17 protein-coding genes are annotated in these 17,154 nt (G+C 49.5%); 13 read left to right on the forward strand and 4 right to left on the reverse strand.

The features are described 5' to 3' along the window. Nucleotides 1-36 precede the first annotated feature (36 nt). The 3 genes from moaC to B5M13_RS11860 are packed head-to-tail and all read left to right on the forward strand — an operon-like array spanning nt 37 to nt 1,737. On the forward strand, nt 37-519 hold the full coding sequence (gene moaC, locus B5M13_RS11850) for a cyclic pyranopterin monophosphate synthase MoaC (protein ID WP_080055870.1): 483 nt from the start codon (nt 37-39) through the stop codon (nt 517-519). Beyond that, on the forward strand, nt 512-1,090 hold the full coding sequence (locus B5M13_RS11855) for an NTP transferase domain-containing protein (protein ID WP_080055871.1): 579 nt from the start codon (nt 512-514) through the stop codon (nt 1,088-1,090). The genes moaC and B5M13_RS11855 overlap by 8 nt, the downstream gene beginning before the upstream one ends. A gap of 44 nt (nt 1,091-1,134) precedes the next feature. Beyond that, the gene (locus tag B5M13_RS11860; protein WP_080055872.1) at nt 1,135-1,737 is read left to right on the forward strand and encodes a DUF6992 family protein; all 603 of its coding nucleotides are present in this window, start codon (nt 1,135-1,137) and stop codon (nt 1,735-1,737) included. A gap of 24 nt (nt 1,738-1,761) precedes the next feature. Here the strand turns inward: B5M13_RS11860 and B5M13_RS11865 are convergent, their stop codons facing one another. Next, entirely contained in the window at nt 1,762-2,208 is a 447-nt protein-coding gene (locus B5M13_RS11865) for a hypothetical protein (protein ID WP_080055873.1), read from the reverse strand. Between the two features lie 210 nt (nt 2,209-2,418). On the opposite strand from B5M13_RS11865, the gene B5M13_RS11870 reads away from it, so the two are divergent. The 8 genes from B5M13_RS11870 to kdsB all read left to right on the forward strand — a co-directional run bounded on the left by B5M13_RS11870 (nt 2,419) and on the right by kdsB (nt 9,263). Beyond that, a complete protein-coding gene (locus B5M13_RS11870; protein ID WP_080055874.1) occupies nt 2,419-3,204 on the forward strand; it encodes an aminoglycoside 6-adenylyltransferase in 786 nt (261 codons plus the stop codon). Between the two features lie 108 nt (nt 3,205-3,312). Then, nucleotides 3,313-3,792 carry a nucleoside deaminase gene (locus B5M13_RS11875; RefSeq protein ID WP_218919492.1) on the forward strand — a complete coding sequence of 160 codons (480 nt, stop codon included), beginning with the start codon at nt 3,313-3,315 and terminating at the stop codon, nt 3,790-3,792. Between the two features lie 126 nt (nt 3,793-3,918). After that, entirely contained in the window at nt 3,919-5,124 is a 1,206-nt protein-coding gene (locus tag B5M13_RS11880; RefSeq protein ID WP_245859963.1) for a DegT/DnrJ/EryC1/StrS family aminotransferase, read from the forward strand. Nucleotides 5,125-5,148: 24 nt separating this feature from the next. Continuing rightward, complete coding sequence (locus B5M13_RS11885) at nt 5,149-6,246, forward strand: iron-containing alcohol dehydrogenase family protein (RefSeq protein WP_080055876.1); 1,098 nt, start codon at nt 5,149-5,151, stop codon at nt 6,244-6,246. 28 nt (nt 6,247-6,274) lie between these two features. Further along, the gene (gene lspA, locus B5M13_RS11890; protein WP_080055877.1) at nt 6,275-6,772 is read left to right on the forward strand and encodes a signal peptidase II; all 498 of its coding nucleotides are present in this window, start codon (nt 6,275-6,277) and stop codon (nt 6,770-6,772) included. A 13-nt stretch (nt 6,773-6,785) separates the two neighbouring features. Next, entirely contained in the window at nt 6,786-7,637 is an 852-nt protein-coding gene (gene kdsA / locus B5M13_RS11895) for a 3-deoxy-8-phosphooctulonate synthase (RefSeq protein WP_020600802.1), read from the forward strand. 73 nt (nt 7,638-7,710) lie between these two features. After that, on the forward strand, nt 7,711-8,412 hold the full coding sequence (locus B5M13_RS11900) for an HAD family hydrolase (RefSeq protein WP_080055878.1): 702 nt from the start codon (nt 7,711-7,713) through the stop codon (nt 8,410-8,412). Nucleotides 8,413-8,513: 101 nt separating this feature from the next. After that, nucleotides 8,514-9,263, forward strand: coding sequence for a 3-deoxy-manno-octulosonate cytidylyltransferase (kdsB, locus tag B5M13_RS11905; protein ID WP_080055879.1), 750 nt, complete (start codon nt 8,514-8,516; stop codon nt 9,261-9,263). Here the strand turns inward: kdsB and B5M13_RS11910 are convergent. After that, on the reverse strand, nt 9,249-10,418 hold the full coding sequence (locus B5M13_RS11910) for a glycosyltransferase family 87 protein (RefSeq protein ID WP_080055880.1): 1,170 nt from the start codon (nt 10,416-10,418) through the stop codon (nt 9,249-9,251). The genes kdsB and B5M13_RS11910 overlap by 15 nt on opposite strands. A 148-nt stretch (nt 10,419-10,566) precedes the next feature. On the opposite strand from B5M13_RS11910, the gene B5M13_RS11915 reads away from it, so the two are divergent. Continuing rightward, nucleotides 10,567-11,229, forward strand: a complete 663-nt coding sequence (locus B5M13_RS11915) for a thiamine diphosphokinase (RefSeq protein ID WP_080055881.1) — start codon at nt 10,567-10,569, stop codon at nt 11,227-11,229. A 48-nt stretch (nt 11,230-11,277) separates the two neighbouring features. Here B5M13_RS11915 and B5M13_RS11920 read toward each other — a convergent pair whose 3' ends face one another. After that, nucleotides 11,278-12,393 (reverse strand): acyltransferase family protein, encoded by a 1,116-nt coding sequence (locus B5M13_RS11920; protein WP_080055882.1) that lies wholly within the window; start codon nt 12,391-12,393, stop codon nt 11,278-11,280. Next, on the reverse strand, nt 12,393-16,433 hold the full coding sequence (gene porU2 / locus B5M13_RS11925) for a putative type IX secretion system sortase PorU2 (protein ID WP_080055883.1): 4,041 nt from the start codon (nt 16,431-16,433) through the stop codon (nt 12,393-12,395). The genes B5M13_RS11920 and porU2 overlap by 1 nt, the downstream gene beginning before the upstream one ends. Nucleotides 16,434-16,600: 167 nt before the next feature. Between porU2 and B5M13_RS11930 the strand changes: the two genes are divergently transcribed. Further along, nucleotides 16,601-17,014: a hypothetical protein gene (locus B5M13_RS11930; RefSeq protein ID WP_245859964.1), complete on the forward strand. Its 414-nt coding sequence runs from the start codon at nt 16,601-16,603 to the stop codon at nt 17,012-17,014. Nucleotides 17,015-17,154: the final 140 nt, after the last annotated feature.

Below are 17,154 nucleotides of genomic sequence, written 5' to 3' on the forward strand. Positions count from 1 at the left end.
TGACCCATTACTCATTGTCACATTATCCATTTAGTTATGTTTTCGCACCTTAACGCCGAAGGAAATCCCGCTATGGTTGATGTGGGCGGTAAAACCGTCTCGCGTCGAACGGCCCGTGCTCGCAGTATTGTGGTGCTTGGACCTGATATTATGCAGCATCTAGCTCCGTCAGGATCGACCGGAACAGAGATTACAACCAAAAAAGGCCCCGTTTTTCAAACGGCGATTATTGCTGGGACGATGGCCGCTAAACGGACAGATGTGCTAATCCCGCTCTGTCATTCACTGGGGCTCGATAACTGCCAGATAACCATAACCACCGAAGGGACTGATGCCATTGTGGACTGTCTGGTGTCGACCGAGGGAAAAACCGGAGTTGAGATGGAAGCGCTGGTTGGGGCATCGGTAGCGGCTTTGACAATCTATGATATGTGTAAAGCCTTCTCGCACGACATTGTGATCAAGGAAACCAGGCTCATGGAAAAAACGGGCGGTAAACGAGACTTTCGACGTGAGTAAATTGAATGGACTCATCCTGACGGGCGGGCGTAGTACGCGTATGGGTACGGATAAATCGCAGTTGATCTACCACGGAAAATCCCAGCGCGATCATTTAACTGAACTGCTCCGACCGTATTGCAGCGTGGTATTCTGGTCGGTGAATACCACGCAGGAAACTGAGCTGGAAGTAGCTGGGAAACTCCAGCTTCGGCTAGTGGATCGGTATGACCTACCGGGGCCAATTAACGGTATTTTGTCGGCGTTTGCCTATGATCCACAGGCCGCCTGGTTTGTGGTAGCCTGTGATATGCCGCTTATCTCCCTCAAATCCATTGACGCACTGGTAAAAGGGCGAAATCCGGCCAAACTGGCTACTGTATTTTACGATTCAGATGGTCAATTGCCCGAACCGCTCTTGGGGATTTACGAACCTGCTTTTGGCCCTGTTTTGCTTCAGGCTGTTGCTGAAGGAGCCTATTCCCCTCGCCAGATTCTTCTCCAGAATGATATTCGTCTGCTGACGGCACCGGATGTACGCGAGCTGACAAATATTAACAATCCTGAAGAACGGGAAAAACTTGGACTATAAACAATTGGTTTGTCGAAAAAAACAGATGATCAAACCAATTCGCTATGACCATATTTCGCCATTTTCTCCTGGCCGCTGGCTCAGTACTGCTGGGTATTCCGGCTACTGCCCAATCTGCGACAACTGATTTACAGGGATTTTCGAGTCAACGTATTCAGCATCAAAAAACGCTTGGTCTTACATTAGGCGGGTATGCGCTTGCAAACATAGCCGTTGGCAGTATTGCCGCTGGACAAACATCGGGCGAAACGAAGTATTTTCACCGGATGAACGTGTATTGGAATCTGGTCAACCTGGGTATTGCTGGAGCGGGCCTGTTAAGTTCCCGCAGGTCTCAAAAAGGCAATGAAACGCTGGGTGATGCGGTTCGGAAACACGAAACCATGAAACAGATTTTGCTGCTCAATACCGGACTCGATGTGGCCTACGTAATTGGCGGAGCGTATTTGCGTGAACGGGCAGAAACCCGACCCGACCAGGCCGATCAACTGCGAGGTTACGGAAAGTCCATCATGGTGCAGGGTGGATTTCTGCTGGCTTTCGATCTGGTCAATTACCTGATCTTCAAAAAAAGGGGAGACAAACAGGAGCGTTTATTACTCTCATCAGGTCCATCGGGCGTCGGATTGATATGGCCGATTCGGTAAGACCGTGTAGGGATACTCATGTCATTATTCCCGAAACGAGATGGTATAAAAGATGGGTTTGTGCAGCCTTACACTTGTACCATTCTTGTATTGAATGCGGGCATCCTCTAGTTGAATAATGTATCGGTCGCCCGGAGCTTCAGCAGGAGCGAAGGCGATAGATAAATCATTACCTGAACCTGACCAGTTCAAAAAACCGACTCGTGTTGTGCCCCGCACTCGATTGATGACGGCATTTTTAATGATCACGTTGGAATCTAGCTCTGGGTGTTGCCGATGAGCCTCTGGCGTAAGCTGGCAGGTGAGGGTAATGGTTTGTGAAGAAATTGGGACTTTACTGGTTGGCCCAACGGGCTTTCCATCGGCCAGAATAGTAATCTGAACGGGAGGTTCAGCTATAGCTTGTGCCACTGTACGTTGTGGTAGGCTGTTCAGAGATACCAGCATAAAAACGATAAATAAAGGTCGCATAACTACGTTTGAAGAGATTCTGAGTCAGTAACGGAATTGTAAACTATGTATTGCTGATTTTGTAGGGTACTTGTGAATCCAGTGGTTGCGAATTCATTCTCTGTTTTGAATTGAACCGATGAAATAGGAGCGTAAATCCGAACCAATCCCTTTTGGGGATCGTTCTGCGGTAATTTACTAAGCGCACCGAAAGCTCGGCGCCATGAATTTATGCAGGTACCGTTACAACCCTATCAGTTATTCATTACAAACGCCATTACTGTTATTCAGCAGGACCCCGATGCCGTTGGACTAGCCGTTGGTGGCTCCTGGGCATCGGGTGAGCTGGATGCCTACTCCGACCTCGATCTGGTTCTGGTCAGTAACCAGCAAATCGCTCCTGAGCTAGCCAGTATGCAGGCCGTTGCTGCCCGATTCGGATCGATGCTGGCTTCCTTTCGGGGCGACCACGTAGGCGAACCCCGTTTGTTGATCGCCCTCTACGAATCGGCCCTGTTGCATGTGGATATTAAATTTTTAACGCCCGACGAGTTCCATCACCGCGTTGAAAACCCGACGATTCTCTGGGAAAAGGACGGCATACTGACATCAATTATTGAACAGACCACGGCTCAGTACCCTCCTTTCGACTTTCAGTGGGCCGAAGATCGTTTCTGGATTTGGGCCCATTATGCTGCCCTGAAAGTGGGTCGCGGGGAGTATTTCGAAGCCATTGATTTTCTTGCCTTTGTTCGAAATGCCGTCATCGGACCGATGCTTCACCTGAAAAATGCCAGTTTACCAAGGGGTGTCCGTCGGGCCGAAACAACGTTCGGGACCGACGAGTTAACCCGCCTTCGTAAAACGGTTTCGATGCCCGACCGAATGACGTTGTTGAGTAGTTTATGGGAAGTAATGTATATGTATGAATCCCTGCGTGATGCACTGGCCCCCGACACGTTTCGTAAAAACAGTGCAGCACAACTGGCCGTTACCAAGTATCTTGCTGCCCTTTAAAATTTGTCATTCGTTGTCATTAATCGCCATACGGTAGCCATTTATTGGTAAACAGTGAAGCTATGGATGACAATGAATGCCCACCCAATGCCAATGAATGATTACTCTATGACAACAATTGAGGACGAGCGTTTTTTGCGTGAGGCTATCCAACTGGCCCGCGAAGGTATGAACAGCAATCAGGGCGGGCCATTTGGTTGTGTAATTGTTCGGGATGGTGAAATTGTTGGGAAAGGCTGCAATCGGGTTACCTCAACCAACGACCCAACGGCTCATGCCGAAGTAGTAGCTATTCGGGATGCCTGCCAGAATCTGGACTCGTTTCAACTGGATGGCTGTACACTCTATGCCTCCTGCGAACCCTGCCCCATGTGCCTGGGGGCTATTTACTGGGCCCGACCCAGCCGGATTGTGTATGCCGCCGAGCATACCGATGCGGCCGACGCTGGTTTCGATGATTCGTTTATTTACAAAGAGTTGGAAAAAAAGCACGAAGAGCGCCACATCCCCATGCAACAACTGCTGCGCAACGAAGCCGGACAGGTGTTTCGGGAGTGGGTGGCTCTGGAGAAACGGATGCCCTATTGATACGTTAATTTTTTCGACAGGATTTACAGGATGAATAGGATTTATTGTTCTAGCTTAAATCCTGTTCATCCTGTAAATCCTGTCAGAGAGAAAAAGCTGTACTTTTGTAAAAAAATAGACTACGTCATGCCAGGAATGGAATTTTTTGGAGCGGCTGAGCGCAAGGAAATCAACGATGTGCTCGAGACCGGCATCCTGTTTCGGTATAATCACGAAGCGCAGCGGAACAATATCTACAAAGCCCGCGAATTTGAGGCCGAGGTTTCTAAGGTCGTAGGGGCGAAATATGCTCATGCGGTATCGAGTGGCTCAACGGCCGTACTCTGTGCATTGGCAGCCGCTGGGATTGGCGCAGGTGACGAGGTCATTGTGCCGCCCTTTACCTACATCGCTACCGTCGAAGCGGTTCTGATGATTGGCGCTTTGCCTGTTTTTGCCGACATTGACGAAACACTTTGCCTGAGTGCCGATGGTATTCGCAAAGCCATTACGCCTAAGACCAAAGCCGTTTGCCTGGTGCATATGTGCGGACAAATGGCCGATATGGATGCGATCATGGCCGTTATTAATGAACATAATCTGGTACTTGTTGAAGATGCTGGTCAGGCGATGGGTGCATCGTTCAAAGGCGTTTCAACAGGGTTGTGGGGTAAAACCGGCGCGTATTCGTTCGATTTCTTTAAAATCGCAACGGCAGGCGAAGGGGGTATTATGGTTACCAACGACGAAACGGCCTATAAACATGCTGATTCCTATTCCGATCATGGCCACGATCACATTGGCACCAACCGGGGTATGGAGCAACACCCGATTCTGGGCTTCAACTACCGGATTAGCGAACTGCATGCGGCTGTAGGATTGGTACAAACCCGCCGGGTTCCTGAAATCGTCCAGAAAAATAACACCCACAAAAAGCGGCTGATGGAGCTCCTGGCGAATGTACCGGGGGTATCGTTTGCCCGTATTCCTGACGCCGACGGCGATTCGGCTACGTTCCTTAACCTGTTTCTGGAAGATACACAGTCGGCCCAGCGTACTGTTGCCGAGTTGAATGCGGCTGGTGTTGGTGGATTTAATTACTGGTTCGTCAATATGTATCACTTCATCAATCAGTGGGACCATATCAAGGAAATGCGGACCGCATCGGCATTGGCGGTTGAGAAGTTCGGTGCCCCACAGGATTATAAAAACCTCGACATTCCGCATGCCCAGGCCGTCATTGGCCGGTTGATTTCGTTCGGTATTCGGGCATCGTGGACCACAGACGAAGTAGAAAAGCTAGCCGCTGCCATTGAAGCCGCCGTTCGGAAAGCAACCCTGATAGAAGCGTAATTTTAAGCGAATAGAGCGTACAATATGGTAGCTACACAAACCACGCATAAAAATTTTAAAGGCATCGAAAAGACCGTGTTTGGTCGGGGGAGCTTTTCCCAACTCGATGACATTCTGGCTCCGCACCGGGCCGAAAATGAACACTATTTCGTTTTTCTGGTCGATAAGTATTTCGAAGGTAAACCGCTCCAGGAACGGGTTCCGGCACATCCCGAAGACCTGACCTATTACATTAGTGTTGAAGAGCATGAGCCAACCACCGACCAGATCGACCAGCTTCGCGACGAAATTCTGGCTAAAAAAGGACTTCCTTCAGGCGTAGTAGGCATTGGGGGCGGTAGCATCATGGACATTGCCAAAGCCCTGTCGCTGATGTTTACCAACGAAGGGTCTTCTACGCTTTATCAGGGACTGAATCTGATCAAAAAGCCGGGTATTTACCATGTTGGTGTACCAACCATTTCGGGTACCGGGGCTGAGGTGTCGATGACGGCTGTACTGACGGGTCCGGTAAAAAAACTCGGTCTCAAATGTGAATGGACGGTATTCAACCAGGTTGTTCTCGATCCTGAACTCATTGCGACGGTGCCGCGCAACTGGTGGTTCTACACGGGTATGGATACCTATATCCACTGCGTAGAGTCGGAAAATGGTCGGATGAATAATGCCTATTCGCACGCCTATGCCGAGCAGGCTATGAAGCTTTGCCGGGAGGTGTATCTGGGTGAAAACTCCGGCCAGACCCCCGAAAATGATGATAAACTGATGGTCGCTTCGCTGATGGGGGGATTGAGCCTGACCTATTCGGAAGTGGGCGTGTGTCATGCACTGAGCTATGGCTTGTCGAAAATTTTGGGAACTCGCCATTGTTATGCCAATTGCCTGATCATGAATCATCTGGAAGACTATTATCCAGAGGGTGTGGCCGAGTTTAAGCAGATGGTCGCCTACCACCAGATCGATTTACCACAGGGACTGGCAAAAGACTGGGATGACGACACCATTACGAAAATGGCGCATGTATCGTACAATCTGCCGCATATGTGGCTGCACGCTATTGGCGACAACTGGCAGGAGGTTATTACCATCGATCTGCTGAAAGATCTGTTCCGTCGGCTGTAAATAGAGGGTGTTCAGGTTACCACTAAGCATGAAAAACGCAATCCGAATCTTTCTCATCATCCTTACCGTTTCGGTCAATATCGGCTGCGATCAGGTATCAAAAACCATCGTACGCGACAAGGTGAGTTATGGCGAAAGTATTTCATTGCTGGATCGTCATCTGACGTTGACCAAAGTCGAGAATACGGGCGCGTTTTTAAGCGTAGGCGATGCATGGCCTCCGCTGATTAAGAACATTCTCTTACTGATACTGCCGATATTGGCGCTTTTGGCGGGGTTTGCTTATCTACTTCTTTCGGCTAAAGCTACCCGGCTTCTGGCGCTGGGAGCCAGCTTTATTATAGGAGGAGGCATTGGCAATCTCATCGACCGGGCCGCTTACGGTTCGGTAACCGACTTTTTGCATATCCGTGTTGGGCTATTTCAAACTGGCATTTTCAATATGGCTGACGTATCAGTCATGGTGGGAGCCGGACTTATTTTGTTGAATGGCGTCCTGAAGAAGGATAAGAGCCAGTTTACTTAAAACGACAGAAAAAATGTCACAAAAAATCGTTCGCGTTGGCGACATTGAGTGCGGGACAGATGATTTATTCCTCATCAGCGGTCCCTGCGTAATCGAAGACGAAAAAATTATGATGACCGTAGCCGAACAACTCCGCGAAATTCAGGAGCGGGTCGGTATCAAAATCATTTATAAATCATCGTTTCAGAAGGACAATCGATCCAGTCTGAACTATTATAACGGCCCCGGCCTGGAAAAAGGAATTCAGGTATTAGCTAAAGTAAAAGAGCAGTTCGGTTTTCCGCTGCTGACCGACGTTCATTATCCAGACCAGTGCGCTCCAGTTGCTGAAGTGGTGGATGTGATTCAGATTCCAGCTTACCTCTGTATGCAAACGATGTTGGTAACGGCGGCTGCCAAAACCGGGCGGGTTGTTAACATCAAACACGGACAGTTCCTGGCACCGGAAAATATGAAACATCCGGTCAAAAAAATTGAAGATTCGGGCAACGACCAGATCATCCTGACTGAGCGCGGTTACACGTTTGGCTATAACGATCTGGTGGTCGATCCGCGTAGTTTCTACCATATGGCGCGTACCAATTATCCGGTCGTATTCGACGTGACGCATGCTATTCGGAAGTACGGTATTCCCTCGGCCGATGCCAAAGGTGGCGCTCGCGAATACCTGCCTGTATTAGCTCGCGCGGGTGTCGCTGCGGGTGTTGATGGCCTGTTTGTGGAAACGCATACCTGCCCATCCGAAGCCCTTTGCGACGCAGCCAGCCAACTCGACATCCGATACCTGGAAGAGTTCCTTAAGCCCCTGCTCGAACTCCACGCCGTTGAAGTTAAATACCGCAATACACTGCCAGAACTAGCTTAATGATGTATGAAGTATGATATAGGATGTATGGCTTTAATAATACATCCTATATCATACTTCATACATAGTTTATATGACTGAAATTGAAACTGCCTTTACCGCCCTGGGTGGAAAATTTGTTACGCCTGCCGACCAGATTGCGAAGAAACTTCAGTCGGTGAAGGCCATCGTGTTCGACTGGGATGGTGTGTTTAATAACGGAATTAAGACCGCATCGGGTAGCAGCTCGTTCAGTGAAGTCGATTCGATGGGTACAAACCTGCTCCGATTTGGCCTTTGGTTGCAGCATAACCAGCAATTGCCCGTTGCCGCTGTCATTACGGGGGTAACGAACGATCTGGCTGAAATGCTGGTGCGTCGGGAACATTTTCATGCCTACTACGCGCAGGCCAAGCACAAGATCGACGTACTGCATCACTTGCTGGATCAGCACCAGCTCAAACCATCGGAAGTAGCCTTTTTCTTCGATGATGCTCTCGACCTGTCCGTGGCCGAAGTAGCAGGAGTCCGGATCATGATACGGCGGGATGCCAATCCACTATTTATGGAGTATGTCATCCGAAACGGTCTTGCCGATTATGTGACGGGTAATCAGAGTGGTCAGTTTGCCGTGCGCGAGAGCAGCGAATTACTGCTGGGCTTATTAGGTCAATTCGAAACCGTGATGGCCGAACGACTCCGTTATAAGCCAGTTTACGACCACTATTACCAGCAACGCCAGGCCATCGAGCCCAGCTACTGGATAGTGGGCTCGAATGGGCCAGAGCGTAAATAAAATACAGAATTGCAGAGGGACAGTGGAGAAGCCTAGAGAAATATATGAAGCTGTTTATCTCCACATCGCTCTTTCACTCTTTCACTCTTTCTCTCTTTGTAATGATTATCGGTATTATTCCTGCCCGTTACGGCTCTACTCGGTTTCCCGGCAAGCCATTGGCCGATATTGGTGGTAAATCCATGATTCAACGTGTGCTGGAGCAGGCAAAAAAGGCGACTTCATTAAGCAAAGTGGTTGTCGCCACCGACGACGAACGGATTGTGGAAGCGGTGCGTCGGCTGGGCGAAGAGGTAGTTTTGACCCGCACCGATCATCCTAGTGGAACCGACCGTTGCTGGGAAGCCTACGACCGACTGGTTGCCGAGGGGCTTGAGCCGAGCGAGAACGATTATATCATCAATATTCAGGGCGATGAACCCTTCATTGATCCGGCACAAATTGACGAACTGGCTGCTATTCTGGACGGATCGGTTGAATTGGCAACGCAGATGGCTACTGTCGATTCGGCCGCTATACTGCATGATCCCAAAGAAGCCAAAATTGTCGTCAATGAGCAGAATGAAGTGCTCTACTTCAGTCGGTTACCCATTCCATATCTGTGGGATATTGAACCTGACCAGTGGCATTTGCATCACGCATATCACCGACATGTAGGTTTATACGCATATCGGGCTGATATTCTGGCTAAAATCACTCAATTGCCCCCCTCGCTCCTGGAGAAAGCCGAATCACTGGAACAATTGCGTTGGCTGGAAGCCGGTTACCGCATCAAACTCGTAGCGACAACCTATCAAACACCCAGCGTCGACAGTCCGGCCGATATTGAAAAGATTCTAGGTGGTTTGTAAGGTGCGATGAGCAGAATTGGACTGCGTCCAGATCTGGTACTGAATCCGCGCCCACACCAGTAAGCAAGGAACCGCTTTAATATTGTACGGCTGGAAAAACTGCTTTTGGACGACCTGCGGGAAAATGTCGGTTGGCGAAAGCGAGGTGAAAATAATGACCAGGGCCAGCAGGACTTTATCCAACTGAGCAGGCTCGTTGAGAGTTACCCACCACAGCGCCACACCCGTCACGGCCATCACATACGTAGGCGACTCGGCCATTTTGTTGAATACTATCATAAACAGCAGGAAGTAGGCTACCATCCGACGCTGAAACAGTCGATCCGACCAGAGGCCAAATCGCAGGAAAGGCAGGAGAAACAGCGTAGCTCCAATCAGTTCGATGATACGATAGTTGCTGTCCGTTTTCGCCATGCCAAACCAGGCTTCGGCAATCCCCATCACCGATACCTGTAGGCCCAATTTACTAACAACGATGACACTAAACCATTCTTTATATTCGGCCAGCAGATGGTCGAATGGGATCATCGTTACCGGGGCAATGGCAAATACCAGTGTCCAGCCTAGCATCGCTAAAATGAACTGTGGCTTTTTTGGGTAAAAGAGAAAGAAGCCCGCAGCCGCAGCCCCGTAAAACTTGATGAAACCACACAACACAAAGAAAAAGGCCGCCTGCCAAACCCGTTCGTTACGCAAATGATAAAGCCCCAGGAGTATGGCACCGACAATGAGGTTATTGCTTTGCAGATTCTGAGCCGTAATGAGTGCTTCCAGAAGGATGATCAGTAGGGCGGTACGGCGCTGGCGATCAGGGTCTTTTTCGTCAGATAGGTAATACCAGACACCCGCGAGCAGTACAACTGTGTTGAGTAAATTCCAGAGGATCATACCCAGCAGATCGGGCATATAATAAAACGGCCCCATCAGCCAGGCAAATGTTGGGCTGTATTTATAATTGTCGAAATAGAGATGCGGATGAAGGCCGTAGATACTTCTGTCTTTAAGCAGGTTGTCGAACGGGCGGGCAAACATCAGGTAATTGTTGTAATTGCCATACCCAAGCAGGTAGTTCTGGAGGGCAACCAAACAAAACAGGACGATAAATAACCCCATCAATCGGGGTAAGGTCAGAAATTGAAAAACGCGTTGCAACATCAGGACTGTTTACGTTCTGTAAAATTAAACAGGATAAGTGGTTTTCGGTTTACAGTTTACGGGATTCAGTTTTCATTGGACTGACGCCAGCACGATGATACGCCAGTTCACCGATTGCTGTAAATCGTAAACTATATTTGCCCCAGTTATGTCATCACATCACATCGTCCGCGAAAAACAGGAACCGGCTCTATTGATTGCCAATGGCGAAGCCTGCCAGCCCGAACTGATTGGGCAGCTTTTAGAGTGGAGTCCGACAGTCGTGGTACTTGACCGGGCTATCTGGCGCGTATTCGAGCTTGGCATTAAGGTCGATGTGCTGCTGGGCGATTTTGATCAGGGGCTGGATTTGGAAGCGATTATGGCAGAGCAGTATCCGCTGGAAATCGTCCATACGCCCGATCAGAATAAAACGGACCTCGATAAGGGTATTGAATTCCTGATCGAACGAGGCTATCCGGCCGTCAATATCATCTGGGCGACGGGGCGCCGGGCCGATCATACGCTCACGAACATGACCAATATCGTGCGGTACAAAGACCAGATTCGCATCACAATGCTCGACGACCATTCCCGGATTTTTCCGCTAGTCGGCCAATTTGAAAAATGGTATGAAGCCGGAACGCCCATTTCATTGATTCCAGTAGGCACCGTAACTGGCTTTACGTCCGATGGTCTCAAATACAATCTTCAGGATGCAACGCTTCAACTCGGCTACTTTACCAGCAGCAGCAACGAAGCGGCCCAGGATGGCTTTGTCCGCATCGAAGCCCAAGCCGGTGATCTGCTGATTATGGAGTGTTGGGACTAATTGATTGAGTGAATGAGTGATTGAGCGAATTATCCGGCAGTTTTGCGCTCAATCATTCATTCGCTCAATCAATTTCTTTAGCCAGTTGTACACGGGTCGTTCAAGATAGTTGTATAAGCCATAGCTTATTCCGATAAGCAACGCTAAGAGTAACCATATGTTGGTGATTCCTATTTTTTGTAGGCCATTTGCTACCAGTCCGTTATGAATGAGAAAGAATGCATATGAGCTTTTACCGGCTGTTTGCAAAAATGAATTGGATAGGAGTCGGCAGGTGCCGGATGGCTGAGTTAATACGCCTATGAAAAACAGACCGATCCCGATGGGGAGAAGGTAATTGTAAACGATAAGTTCACTCCAGAACAGATTGGTAGCCTGCGTGGTAAAAATGGATAGGGCCGCTTGCCAGAGCAGACAGCCAACTAGTGCCAGGAACCCCAGAAACGTCGCATTCGTTAGCTTGGGTAATTGGTTTTGATGCCATCGTTGAGCCAGCCACATACCCACCACAAACTCGAAAGCCCGCCCGAAGAAGGTATAAAATTGGACGAAAGGCAGACTATCGAAAAATCCTGACGCTTTTGCATTCAACAAGACTGATTGCCCCAGCGTTTGCCAGAGAATCAACCCACTGCCGACCAGGCTTAGGGTAAGCCAGAAAGGGCCGAATCGGTTAAGGGCAGTGAACAAAAAAGGAGCCGAAAGGTAGAAGCAAAGTTCAACCGTCAGGCTCCAGCTTTGAGCAATACCCGTAAACTTATAGGTGTCAAAAAATCCTTTCAGCAGGCTAGTATTCAGCAGTACAGTGGGCCAGCTTACAGGGTGTTTGTCTAGAACCTTTACCGCCAGAGTCAGCAAGTAGAGCAGAATGTACAGCGGGAAAATACGGGCGAAGCGGTTCCATAGATACGTATGCCATGACCAGTTTTGGTCAGTGAAATAGCTATCGGCATAGTGGTGGTAAATCAGGAAACCGCTAAGTACAAAAAAGATGGATACACCCGTATAGCCTTGATTGATAAGTAGGTAGGCGGCCGTATTGGGCGGCATCGGATTGTGATGATGAAAAAAGACCAGATAAGCTGCTACAGCCCGCAAACCGGTTAGAGCAGGAACGTAGTGGCGGGGCATACCAGTAGTCTGGTTATGAGCGGTTGGATTCATCAGCGTATGAACACAATTCGACCACGCAGACGCTCTCGGTCGGGGTCAGCTACTGGCCAGAATTCACCTTGGGCATCCAGCACCGTAAGCTGATAGAGATACATACCGGCTGGACGTAGTGTACCCGTTTCATCCCGACCGTCCCAAACCAGTTGATTCCGCCCAATACGGGCAACAGGGAAAAGTGATCGAACAAGGTGCCCGTTCAGATCAATAATAGTAAGCGTCATGGTGCTGGGGGCTTGCTCGCCCGTGAGTGAAAAACTGAACACAACCTGATGCTGGAATGGGTTGGGCGATACCGAGAGTTGATCCAGTAACGTTTCGGATACTACCCGGAAGCTAACCTGATAAGGAACGGCTGCATTGCCGACCGCATCGCGGGCTGTGGCGATCAGGTGATATAAACCATCGGTAAGTGTTGGTAACGGATACTGAAGCCGAAAGATATTGCCTTTCTCCATCGATTGCCGAATGACGTTGTGCCAGTTAAGCCGTACAAAAGGTGCGTTCTTTCCGGTTTTTTGCAGGTATATATCCAGGCCCAACGTATCCTGTCGCATAAGGGATCGATTATCGTCCGCCACCAGAATGTCAAGGACAGGGTGGGACGAAACAACGGCTCCATCGGCAATACGGGCACCATCGAAAGCAACTTCGAGCAGCGGACCCAACACATCGGGATCAACAAGCAATGGAAAATCGAGCGTGTTGTTCAGGTACGAGTATTCGGGTTGGAGATGTGGATTTACAGTTAGCCGTACCCGGTTCCTGCCCGGTAGGCGTTCGGTAGGGATCCTGATCGAAAAGCGAACCGTATCGGCCTGCGCTGGCGGTTCGATGCGCCATTGGGTCAGTTGTGGTGTCGATAGGGCAGTTGCATAAACGGTTTGCTGAACAACCAATGAGTCAGAAAATGGATAAGGGCTCAGGTTCGTTAGCTGAACAGGAATTGAAACGATGTCGCCTTGCTGACTATCGGTGGGCAATTGGGCAATGGCCTGAAGTTGCCCTTCGGGTAAACCCGTCGCTGCGGTAAAAGGCGCGTATACAAACGAGCCGACAGACCAGGCCGTTGTATCGAAGGGGAGCGCCAGATTGTCGGCCAGTCGTACTCGCCAGAAATAGGTTACGTTTGGCTGATTGGGCAAAACGGTTGAATAGCTGATGAATTGATGGGCTGTCAGGAGTTGGGTTGTGCGAAAAGGACTGTCGAACCGAGCTGTACTATCCAGATCCAGCTCGAAGCGGTGTGGTCCATCACTGATATATTGAGCTGTTAGCTGAACAGATGGGTTGGTCAACGTGGTACTAGATGGCGGATAAATCAGCACTGGTTTTGGACTGATAAGGTTAATCTCGATCTGGGCCTGGTTATTCGTATGATCGCTCTCCGGTTGCGTGGCTGGCTGGCCAATTGGATTGATAGTTACCTCAAAGCGGTTCGCTCCTTCGGCTGTCCGATCCGTTGGAAGGGTCAGAGTTAAGGTATCCCGATAGGCGATGGTATGGACCAGGGTCAGGTTGAATACGCCCGTTTCCTGCCCATTTATCCATCGACGCACCCGAAAAGGCAGTAGTCCGGGTCGAAATAGGCCAATGTTGTCAACCGCCACCCGAATTTGAATTGAATCGCTGAGTAGAGTTAAAGGTTGACCAGTGGGTGCTTCGATAGTCAGGCTATTGTCATTCAGAACGTAGTCTGGAGTAGAGAACGGGAACAGGCGAATGGCAGGGTCGCCCTGCAAAACCATCTGCTGACAGGTCGCCAATGCCTGCCCGTCGGTGGTTTGTGTCAACACCCGGCGGATGGTTTCCAGCTGGAGTAATCCAATGGATTTATTGAGTTGTACGCTATCGGCCAGGAGGTTATAAAACGTCGATGTGTACTGATGCAGTGCGTCGACTGTGCCAAGATGACTATGTGCAAGTGCGGCAATCGCTCCCCGATCGGCGGTCAGTACCCAATCCGTTGACAGTGTTGGACGACCATAGAAAATGTTTCCGATAGCGCAACCATTGACGAGCAGGAGTGGATAGTTGCCTTTGTTCCGGTAGCCGAGTGCTTCGTTTGAGCAAAAGCCAATATCCAGATCGGTAACGTCCAGACCCGAATGGCCGAAAAAGGTAATTAATCCGACACCATTATTTACGGTTTTGGCTATGCCAGGTACTTCAACAGGCTGGTCGCTTACTTTGGAAACGGTGGTCACAAGAGCACCTAGTGCAGGACCAACTGCCTGAGTCCGATACGTATCGACGAGCTGGCGAAACAGACTGAGTTCGTTCGGCGACAGGCCCCCGCTCAGATGCAACAGGTGTTTACGCCATAATTGATTGCTGGAAGGTTTTTCAAATTCCTTCACTTTTGCCAGATAGTTCATAACATCCAGAGGAGTAGAAGCATTGATTCGGCCGGTAGGAGTAGTCGGTATGTTGGGTTGATCAGGTATCGGTTCGGCACTGAACCAGGTATCAGAGCCTGGATAACCGGCCGTCATGACCATGTCGAGCATCGCTTGCTGTGGGTCTTTCCGAATACCGGGTGTGCTGCGTCCCCGGCCAATCAACAGCAGGTATGGACTGACGGCGTTTGCTTGAAGGAATGGCCGGATAAAACGTCGAATCGCCAACGGATGACGCTCTCCATAGCTGTATTGGTCGATTAGTTGCTGCATGGTGACCGTCAGCGTATCAAAGCCACCTCCCGCTGTCGAAGCCCGGTAAGCCGCATAAGCCTTAACGGCATTCGATGTCGTATCGCCAGCCGTGCTGGTAGCAGGTTTCATTAGTGATTCGTGACTGATAATCACATAGGATGGCGTTCGGCCCGACCAGTCAGTGAAGGTAATCCGATGCAAGCCTGCTATTAATTTTCGATCGGTGGTGCTCAGCAAGGTTCGGGGGCTGGTAGTGCCCGAAACAACCAGTCGGGCCGAGGTGGCTGAATCGCTTAGTACTCGCAACCGGCTGGGTGTATCCGGGCTGGTTATATCCCAGAAGGCTGTATTGGGCAGCACATCGCTGATAGTAAGCAGTGCTCGTCCAGTAAAATTGGGTTGAAGCTCGAAACGCTTGAATGACTGCCTGTTGGCCGTAAGTCGTTGTGGATACCGGAGCCGGATGTACGATACTGAATAGGTATCGCTGGTTGTGGTTTCGTTGCCTGAAACGGTCGACACCATTAAGTGCCCGTCGGTATCAATGGCTGACCAGTTTACAGGAAACTGCATATGTGCATTGGCATAACCAACAAATCGAACACTATCCTGAAGTCTTAGATGTTCGGCTGTTGAGCCAATCAAACAGCTTACCCGATGGTTGGACACCTCCCGACCAACGACCAGAACATCTACTTGTGGATCAGGGCCATATCGTGCAGGATCTGTTAGCTGGAAGGGAGCGAAGGAAGGTTGGTTTTTCTGTTGTCTTTGGCCCGTATAGCCTTCACCCGCTTCGTAATAACTATACTCCGTTTTGCCCAGTAACCCAGCCGCCCAGCCAGGATAGTCAGACGTGAACAGACGTAGTTCTTCGGACCAATGATAGGTTTCCGGTATCAGTCCATTGGCGTTAGTATCGGTCTGGATAGCCATGCGTTTGCCAGGTTTACCATCCAATCGCCAGGTCAGGAAATAGGCTGTGGTGTCATTGAATAGACTATAGTAGCGATGGGGCTGAGCAGAATGAGGCCGATAGAGCAGCGAATCCTGAGTACCATCATTTGGCTGTCCATAAAATTCCAGAAAGTCGGTTGGGTCGAATCGGTGATCGGCTTCGCCTTCTATGAAAATAGCTTGTTCGATACCCCGGTGAAAAAGCTGTAGGGTAGTCGGATCAAGTTGATGTACGGGTATCCCGGTCCGTGCTAATTCGGCTGCTGTAATACGATAAATGCCCGGCTCGGCTACTGGAATTTTATAATAAGTCTGGTCGTAGGAAATCCACTGGGTAGGGTTAGGATCAATAGCCTGTGCTTTTATGGGAAAGGACGAGCCAACCAAGAAGATAAAAATCAGGTAGACGAATAAGCGAAACATGATACAGCCAGAAGAACCTGTATTAGACGAATACACGGGTTGGTAAGTATCATACTTTTTTGACTAATGGCTACTTAGGATAGAAGGTGAATCCTCCGGCCGGGCACTAGGCTAACCAACGGCCCTCATTTTAGTTTATCTAAAGAACGAACAACAAATGCAATACGATGACACAACTAGTTAAAGTACTATATGGACTATTGAGTCTGTGCGTACTGAGTCTGCCATTGGCCAGTGCACAAAACAAATCGACTGCTACGGCACCGCCTTCGATTGTATCGGTCATTGAAAGTGTTTCCGGCAAACATTTTGTGCCCGACACCGTATATGCCAGCCTGTCGGCCGAAGATGAGGCCTTACTAAGCAAAGAGCCAATCGCCAACTGGAGTCTGATGCAGGAGTCGGGTGAGATGGCGTATTCCAATCTGGTGATCGGGACTCGTTCCTATCAGCTCGTGATCAGGCGTCCACCCCGGTCGTCGTACCCAACAGCTACCCTGGTGCGTTATACGACACCGAAATCTAAACCAGAGCCTATTGTTCAGGGTATTTTGCAGGCTAAAGAGGAAAAACCCAAATAAAAAACAGGGTGTATGTTCAAATCATGTCGTTAAAAATCTGCCAGAGGTTCACTAAACAGCCCGTATAATTTATTTATTCCATTAATTAGGTATAATTACCTGTTTCGGGCGTGACTTCTTTTTGTTTCAGCGTCTAGTAT

This window comes from Spirosoma aerolatum (genome assembly GCF_002056795.1).
GTDB classification, from domain to species: Bacteria; Bacteroidota; Bacteroidia; order Cytophagales; family Spirosomataceae; genus Spirosoma; species Spirosoma aerolatum.